The organism is Peribacillus sp. P4_C12 (assembly GCF_056402095.1).
On sequence record NZ_JBFUIB010000552.1, the window covers coordinates 1 to 2,304 of the forward strand.

The window sequence follows — 2,304 nt, forward strand, 5'->3', positions numbered from 1 at the left end:
CTTCAATCCAAATAAACTTTCCAAATTCACTAATCTCTTYTTTCTTTGCAAGRGGTACACCAATATGTTCAAGATGCTTAATAGTCTCGTTTAGATTATGTACTTGGAAATTTAACATCACTTGTTGTTCTGCTGGAAAATAACTGTCATTCTCGGTAAAGAAAGAAAAGATAGTCTCATTTCCTAATTGGGGTTTTATCACAGTCCCATTCCAATTTTCTATTTCAATCTTCAACACTTCACTGTACCATTTTTTTATAACTTCAAGATTCTTAGTTCTCCAAAATATTCCTCCGAAACCTTTTATCATCGTATCTAACTCCTGTCTGTCATCAAATTTTTAGCTATCCGATTACATTAGATATTCGAGATTTAAATTTAAGTTCCTTCTACAACTATACTGCCCCGATAGTTGCATAAAGAAAAAACTCCCTTAAAGACAGCCCTGATCTTAAGCTAACGGGTGCTTTACTTAATCATTCTTTACCGATTGATTTTTATATCTAAAATAGAGTCTTACAAGGATAAGCAGTATTGCACCAATTATGAGATATATTATTTTGTTCTGGAAGAGCCCAAAAGCTAAAGAAATAAAGACGATAATCATTTCTAGTAACTTTTCTTTTTTTTGTTTCATAAGTGTTTATGTCCTCTTTAACAGTGTGATTAGAAAATAAATTTCATATTAAATTTTTGCAATGTATGTATAATCTGTCCTTGGAATTAAAAGGTATTCTTCTTTCTTCTTTCCCTAACCTGCCCCGTTAGCCCCATAAGAAAAAGAGCTGCCAAAGCAACTCCCTTATTGAAGTAAAGCACCCGTTTGTTTAAGGGATTTCATTCACAATATTTCAGTGAAAAATTGAAATTCTTATATTTTACTACTTCAAAACAAATGCGATAATCCCTATAATAATACACACAATTCCACTCAAAAATTGCCCTAATCCTGAAGCTTCTCCCATTAGCAGTAAATTGAATATGTTTTTACTTTTTCGGTTTTTTCCAAATAAGCCATCATCTGTTTTCATACGATAAATACCCCAAACTATTAAAACAGCCCCAAAAATATATAATACAATAAGCATTTATGTTCCTCCATTGTTTGTTTAATATGTGCATCTTTGTGAAATGTATTATTTGTCATCCCCATCAAAAATAAAAGTTTCTTCAATTGATAAATTAAAAACTGAAGCTATTTTATACGCAAGTAGCACAGATGGATTATACTTTTGTTTTTCTAATGAGATGATTGTTCTAGAAGATACACTTACTTTATCAGCTAATTGTTGTTGCGTTATTCCATTTTCTATTCGCAATTCTTTTACTCTATTTTTCATAAATCCTCCGAATTAAAGGACAAGATTGTAATACTTTCTAGACCCAATTTGACTAATCATTAATGATACTAAGACAACAAATAATGCAGTATTTGTTGGGATAACGACAAAATTAGTTATAAACATTAGAATAAAAATTTCGCACATCAGAATATGCAAGGAAAAGCGAGCAACTTTCCCATCAATTAAAGCATCTCTTTCGTCGTACTCCTTCGATAATTCCTTTTCTAGTGATTTATTCTTCCGGGATGTAATGTAAGAAATTGTTGAGTACAACAAAATTATTCCACCTAGGAATACTATAATATAACCAAAATTAAATCTTAGTGTTGTATCGAGAATTATTTGAATGATTCCCAATATAATTATCACAGTTGAGACTAAAAAACGCTGTATGAATAGATTTTTCAATCATACCTCTCCTAACCAATTTATTCACCTGGAGTGAAGTTTATTTAACATGAAGTTAACTTCATGTGAAGTTGATTTCATACTAAGATTTTTCGCAACAAATGTCAATGGTAAATAACGATACTAGAAGTAGTAAAATATTTTATGATTTGAATAATTTTAGTTCATTAAGCAAAAAAGCCACCAAATTGCAGCTCCGGATCTCAACTAATGCACCTGTTAGTTGAAGAACAAAATAATCAATTACTATATGTACCCTCACTCAGCACTAGCTGACAGTTCTGCTTCAGCAGCTTCCCTATCAATGGCTTTATCCCCTATTCCAAAATACCCTGCCCCGATAGCATTCCTGTAGATCGTTAAATATCAGGTTTGAAAAAAATAGAGCCCCTCAGTAAGATACGAGTATAGATCCCAATCTAACTCAAAGTCTTAAGGAGGAAGCCCTACTATGAATTTTAAAATGCAAAACAAACAAAATCAACTAATTGAAAGAATTACGGATCAACATCTAGTTGTTGGTGTGGATATCGCCCAACACGTACACGTGGCC

At 31.9% G+C, this 2,304-nt stretch carries 4 protein-coding genes; all 4 read right to left on the reverse strand.

The features are described from left to right. A partial coding sequence (locus tag AC1DUW_RS26330; RefSeq protein WP_477643872.1) for a VOC family protein occupies positions 1-310 on the reverse strand: 310 nt, incomplete at its 3' end. A 571-nt stretch (positions 311-881) separates the two neighbouring features. Further along, complete coding sequence (locus AC1DUW_RS26335; protein ID WP_053344591.1) at positions 882-1,088, reverse strand: hypothetical protein; 207 nt, start codon at positions 1,086-1,088, stop codon at positions 882-884. 48 nt (positions 1,089-1,136) lie between these two features. Next, positions 1,137-1,340 carry a helix-turn-helix transcriptional regulator gene (locus tag AC1DUW_RS26340; protein ID WP_053344590.1) on the reverse strand — a complete coding sequence of 68 codons (204 nt, stop codon included), beginning with the start codon at positions 1,338-1,340 and terminating at the stop codon, positions 1,137-1,139. Between the two features lie 12 nt (positions 1,341-1,352). Continuing rightward, positions 1,353-1,619: a hypothetical protein gene (locus tag AC1DUW_RS26345; protein WP_152952232.1), complete on the reverse strand. Its 267-nt coding sequence runs from the start codon at positions 1,617-1,619 to the stop codon at positions 1,353-1,355. Between the last annotated feature and the right edge of the window lie 685 nt (positions 1,620-2,304).